5 protein-coding genes and 1 riboswitch are annotated in these 5,309 nt (G+C 70.3%); of the genes, 3 read left to right on the top strand and 2 right to left on the bottom strand.

The annotated features are described in order from the left end of the window. Together ACOV8S_RS01485 and ACOV8S_RS01480 are read right to left on the bottom strand one after the other, a co-directional pair. The coding region (locus ACOV8S_RS01485; protein ID WP_448315515.1) for an alpha,alpha-trehalose-phosphate synthase (UDP-forming) at positions 1 to 1,353 on the bottom strand (1,353 nt) is incomplete at its 3' end. Between the two features lie 105 nt (positions 1,354 to 1,458). After that, positions 1,459 to 2,403: a glucosyl-3-phosphoglycerate synthase gene (locus ACOV8S_RS01480; protein ID WP_448315513.1), complete on the bottom strand. Its 945-nt coding sequence runs from the start codon at positions 2,401 to 2,403 to the stop codon at positions 1,459 to 1,461. Between the two features lie 221 nt (positions 2,404 to 2,624). Beyond that, a riboswitch (SAM riboswitch) is annotated at positions 2,625 to 2,762 on the top strand. 18 nt (positions 2,763 to 2,780) lie between these two features. On the opposite strand from ACOV8S_RS01480, the gene thrC reads away from it, so the two are divergent. The 3 genes from thrC to ACOV8S_RS01465 all read left to right on the top strand — a co-directional run bounded on the left by thrC (position 2,781) and on the right by ACOV8S_RS01465 (position 5,179). Beyond that, the gene (gene thrC, locus ACOV8S_RS01475; RefSeq protein WP_448315511.1) at positions 2,781 to 4,085 is read left to right on the top strand and encodes a threonine synthase; all 1,305 of its coding nucleotides are present in this window, start codon (positions 2,781 to 2,783) and stop codon (positions 4,083 to 4,085) included. A gap of 79 nt (positions 4,086 to 4,164) precedes the next feature. Beyond that, the gene (locus tag ACOV8S_RS01470; RefSeq protein WP_448315509.1) at positions 4,165 to 4,443 is read left to right on the top strand and encodes a MoaD/ThiS family protein; all 279 of its coding nucleotides are present in this window, start codon (positions 4,165 to 4,167) and stop codon (positions 4,441 to 4,443) included. A gap of 529 nt (positions 4,444 to 4,972) precedes the next feature. Beyond that, entirely contained in the window at positions 4,973 to 5,179 is a 207-nt protein-coding gene (locus ACOV8S_RS01465; protein ID WP_005486335.1) for a cold-shock protein, read from the top strand. Positions 5,180 to 5,309 lie beyond the last annotated feature (130 nt).

Genomic DNA, 5,309 nt, shown 5'->3' with positions numbered 1-5,309 from the left:
GGCGGTGGCCGCCGCGACCAGCCGCTTGGTGCGGTCGGCGCGCTCGCCCGGGGGCATGGTGAGGCCCTCGTGCAGCGCCCGCGCCGTGGCGTTCACGTCGTAGGGGTGGACGGTGATCGCGTCGTCGCCCATCTCCTCGTGCGCCCCGGCCTCGCGGGAGAGCACCAGCGCGCAGCCGTTCTCGGCGAGCACCGGCACCTCCTTGGCGACCAGGTTCATGCCGTCGCGGATGGGGTTGACCAGCGCCACGTCGGCCAGCCGGTACGCGGCCAGCGAGCGGGCGAAGTCGTCCTTGAGGTTGAGCACCACCGGCGTCCAGTACGGCGTGCCGTACTCCGCGTTGATCTCCTCGGCGACCCGCGCCACCTCCGCGGTGTAGTCCCGGTAGACGGCGAGGTCCTGCCGCGAGGGGTAGGCGAAGGCCACGTGCACGACCCGGTCGCACCACTCGGGGTGGTCGTCGAGCAGCTGCCGGAAGGCGTGCAGGCCGCGGACGATGTTCTTGGAGAGCTCGGTGCGGTCCACCCGCACGATCGTCTTCCGCGGGTTCCCGTCGGTGTCCTGGCCGATCTCGGTGCGCAGCTCCGCCACGCGCTGGTCGACGTCGGCCTGATGGGCCCGCTCGCGCAGGAAGTCGGCGTCGGCGCCGAGGCCGTGCACGCCGATCCGGGTGTCGCCGAGGCCGCCGACGACGGTGTCGCAGCAGGCGGTGAAGGCGTCGGCCCAGCGCTGGGTGAGGAAGCCCAGGCGGTCGGCGCCCAGCATGCCGCGCAGCACCGACTCCGCGACGTCGTCGGGCAGCAGCCGGAAGTACTCCGGCGGGGCCCAGGGAGTGTGCGAGAAGTGCCCGATGCGCAGGTCGGGGCGGAGCTCGCGGAGCATGCCGGGGGCCAGCGTCAGGTGGTAGTCCTGGATCAGCACCGCCGCGCCCTCGGCGGCCTCCTCGGCCAGCGCCTCGGCGAACGCCCGGTTGTACTCCTGGTAGGCGGCCCACTGGACCCGGAACTCGGTGTCGAACACCGGTTCGATGGGGGTCTGGTAGAGCATGTGGTGCACGAACCAGAGCACCGAGTTGGCGATGCCGTTGTACGCCGCGTGATGGGTCTCGGCGGAGATGTCGAGCATCTTCACGCCCGGTTCGCCCACCCCGCGCCGGACGGCCTCGCGGTCCCCTTCGCCCAGCGCCGAGCAGACCCACAGGGCGCCGGCGTCCGGGCCGATCGCGGAGAGTCCGGAGACCATCCCGCCACCGCCCCGCCGGGAGACCAGCGAGCCGTCCCCGGCGACCGAGTAGGAGACCGGGCCGCGGTTGGACGCGACCAATACCTGTGCAGATCTTTCGGCGGAACCCATACGCGTCACCTAGCCCGGAGGAGAAAAATCCAAACGTGCGTCGATCACCCCGTGACGACGGCAGCGCCCCGCGCGAGGACGGGACGCTGCGCCGAACGGGTGGGATCAGGCCACTTCGCGTGAGCGGTACTCGACGATCTCCGCCATCGGCGGCCGCTCCAGGGTGTCCACCGCGTGGGTCCGCGGCGTGAAGCCCCTCTCGGTCCGGTCGAACTGGGTGATCAGCGGCCGGACCATCTGCCCTCGCGCCAGCCGCAGCTGGGCGGTGCGGTAGATGGTGGCGGCCATCCGGCCCAGGGCCTGGCTGTCCTGGTTGCGGTGCTTGCGGACGCCCACGTCGACCTGGGCGAGGGCGTCCAGGCCCACCGTGTGCAGGGAGTCGATCAGCATGGCCAGTTCGATGCCGTAGCCCACGGGGAACGGCAGCCGCTCGAGCAGCGACCGGCGGGCCGCGTACTCGCCGCCCAGCGGCTGCACGAATCCGGCCAGCTGGGGCCAGTGCAGGTTGATGAGCGGGCGGGCCATCAGCTCGGTGACCCGGCCGCCCTGGCCGGGCTCGGCGCCCAGCGGACGGTCGTACATGGCTTTGACCAGCGAGATGCCCGGATCGGTGAGCAGCGGCCCCACCGTGCCGGTCACGAAGTCGGAGGAGAAGTCGCGCAGGTCGGCGTCGACGAAGCAGACGATGTCGCCGCTGGTGGCCAGCAGCGAACGCCACAGCACCTCGCCCTTGCCGCGGACGGCGGGGACCCGGGGCAGGATGCTGTCGCGGTGGACCACCTTGGCGCCCGCCGCGGCGGCCACCTCGGAGGTGCGGTCGGTGGAGGCGGAGTCGACGACCACCAGCTCGTCGACGAGCGGGACCTGTTCCACCAGGTCCCTGCGGATAGTGGAGACGATGTCACCGACGGTCGCCTCCTCGTTGAGCGCCGGCAGGACGACGGAGACGGTCGAGCCGCTCTGGCGCTTGGCGGCGAGTATCTGGTGCAGCGGGCGGTCGGTCACATGCCAGGAGCGTGTGCCCAGCCAGCTTTCGACTTCTTCCAGCACAGTCACCGGCTCCTTCACTGTCCCCGCCTGCCTCGCGGCGGGCGGCCCGTCTCGCGTTCCGGACGATCCTCTCAACTGTCCTGGCCTTCGGTTACAGTCTTGAACATCACCAGTGACCACCGCATGTCGGGGTCGGCGTCACTCGACTGGTAGATGCGAGTCCCCCTTGCGGGAGTGGCTCAAAACGCGCGACGCGAAACAACTGCACAACAACAGAAGAACGCTCATCCAGAGGGGCAGAGGGATACGGCCCGATGAAGCCCCGGCAACCCTCCAGCCGCGCCCGCTCACGCGAGGCCCCGGCTAGGGAAGGTGCCAAATCCGTCTCACGGCGAAGACGCCGCTGAGGAAGATGAGGAGAAAGGGCCTCGCCTCTCATGGCTGTACAGACTGTCACGACCGATTCCGCGTCCACGACGACCTCCGCCGCCTCTGCCGTCGATCTCGGTCCGGCCACCGCGCTCTCCTGTCGCGAATGCGGCCACCGCGTCCCGCTCGGCCCCGTCTTCGCCTGCGAAGAGTGTTTCGGGCCCCTCGAGATCGCCTACGACTTCTCCTCCTACGACGCCGAGGAACTGCGCCGCCGCATCGAGGCCGGCCCCGCCAACATCTGGCGCTATGCCCCGCTGCTGCCCGTCCCGGCCGACGTCGCCGACAAGCCGAACCTGAACCCCGGCTGGACCAAGCTGGTCAAGGCCGACAACCTGGCCCGCGAGCTCGGCGTCACCGGCGGCCTGTACGTCAAGGACGACTCCGGCAACCCGACGCACTCCTTCAAGGACCGCGTGGTCGCCCAGGCCCTCGAGGCCGCCCGCGCCTTCGGCTTCACCACCCTCTCCTGCTCCTCCACCGGCAACCTGGCCGGCGCCGTCGGCGCGGCCGCCGCCCGGGCCGGCTTCCGCTCGTGCGTGTTCATCCCGCACGACCTGGAGCAGGGCAAGGTCGTCATGGCCGCGGTCTACGGCGGCGAGCTGGTCGGCATCGACGGCAACTACGACGACGTGAACCGTTTCTGCTCCGAGCTGATCGGCGACCCGGCCGGCGAGGGCTGGGGCTTCGTCAACGTCAACCTGCGCCCGTACTACGGCGAGGGCTCCAAGACGCTGGCGTACGAGATCTGCGAGCAGCTCGGCTGGCGGCTGCCGGACCAGCTGGTGATCCCGATCGCCTCCGGCTCGCAGTTCACCAAGATCGACAAGGGCCTCAAGGAGCTCATCGCGCTCGGTCTGGTCGAGGACAAGCCGTACCGGCTCTTCGGCGCCCAGGCGAACGGCTGCTCGCCGGTCTCCGTCGCCTACAAGGCCGGTCACGACGTGGTCCGCCCGCAGAAGCCGGACACCATCGCCAAGTCGCTGGCCATCGGCAACCCGGCCGACGGCCCGTACGTCCTGGACATCGCCCGCCGCACCGGCGGCGCGGTGGAGGACGTCACGGACGAGGAGGTCGTGGCGGGCATCCGGCTGCTGGCCCGCACCGAGGGCATCTTCGCCGAGACGGCGGGCGGCGTGACGGTCGGCGTCACCCGCAAGCTGATCGAGAACGGTCTGCTGGACCCCACGCTCACCACGGTCGTCCTCAACACCGGCGACGGCCTCAAGACGCTGGACGCGGTGGCCGACCAGGGCCTCACCGCGACCATCCGGCCGAGCCTGGAGTCCTTCCGCGAGGCCGGCCTCGTCTGACGGCCGCCGCCGTCGCCACCCCGGGCCGCGCTGTCCGTCCGTCCCGTCACCCGCTCACCGTCATCGGAGGTCACCCCGCATGAGCGTCACCGTCCGCATCCCCACCATCCTCCGCACCTACACCGGCGGACAGGCCGAGGTGGACGCCGAGGGCGCCACCCTGGGCGAGGTCATCGCCGACCTGGAGAAGAACCACACGGGCATCGCCGCGCGCGTGCTCGACGACCAGGGCAAGCTGCGGCGCTTCGTCAACGTCTACGTGAACGACGACGACGTGCGGTTCGAGCAGGGTCTGGAGACCGCGACGCCCGAGGGCGGCAACGTCTCGATCATTCCCGCGGTGGCCGGCGGCGCCTGACAGGCACGCTTTTCCCCGCCCGCCTTTCCGGTGCCGCGTTTCCGGCACCACCCCCGTGTGCCGCCTTTCCGCTACCGGAAAGGCGGCACCGCCGTTTTCCCGCACCGCCCTCTCCGGTTCATACCGGCTCCATGCCGACGTCACATTTCACCGACAAGCGGAAGGGGCGATTCTGCATGATTGGGCGCGGTACAGTTGGGGTACCCCGCGCCGAACTCGGGCCGGGCGCCGACGGGTTCCTGCCTCCCGCACGACAAGAAGCAGCCAAACTGCGCGGGTCGTTTGCGTGGTTCGCTCCTTCTGTCCGCCCCGACTTGCCCTGAATTCCGGCGAAATCTCAGCATATTCCTGGCTGCCCGCCTCCAGAATTGTCGTCGGAATGACCTGTTGCAGAGGGCAGTTGGACAGATACATTCGGCCGCGGTCGACGCGTTCCGGCGCACGCCCGTCGCTCACGGCGGCGGGTGAGGTCTGACCCGGATCCGCGAAGTGTGGATCTGTGCAAGGGCCAGTAATAGGGGAGTTAGGCATGGCTCAGGGCACCGTCAAGTGGTTCAACGCGGAGAAGGGGTACGGCTTCATCGCGGTCGACGGTGGTGCGGACGTCTTCGTGCACTACAGCGCGATCCAGATGGACGGCTACCGCACCCTCGAGGAAGGCCAGCGGGTCGAGTTCGAGATCTCGCAGGGCCAGAAGGGGCCGCAGGCGGACATGGTCCGACTGGCTGCCGGCTGAACGTCTCGACCGAACATCCTGACGTGACATCGGGCCCGCGGCCCCCTCGGGGGGCCGCGGGCCCTTTGCGTTCCCGGCGGCCCTCCCCCTTCGCCGCCTCCTCGCCCCCGTGCGCCCCGTGCGCCCAGGC

The organism is Streptomyces sp. CO7 (genome assembly GCF_053474865.1).
Note: the sequence above shows the minus strand (reverse complement) of the source record. Positions and strands in the feature narration are given on the sequence as shown.

Bases quoted from the DNA above. Each gene is read 5' to 3' on its own strand.
- ACOV8S_RS01465 (WP_005486335.1), top strand. From the start codon at position 4,973: ATGGCTCAGGGCACCGTCAAGTGGTTCAACGCGGAGAAGGGGTACGGC.
- ACOV8S_RS01470 (WP_448315509.1), top strand. From the start codon at position 4,165: ATGAGCGTCACCGTCCGCATCCCCACCATCCTCCGCACCTACACCGGC.
- thrC (WP_448315511.1), top strand. From the start codon at position 2,781: ATGGCTGTACAGACTGTCACGACCGATTCCGCGTCCACGACGACCTCC.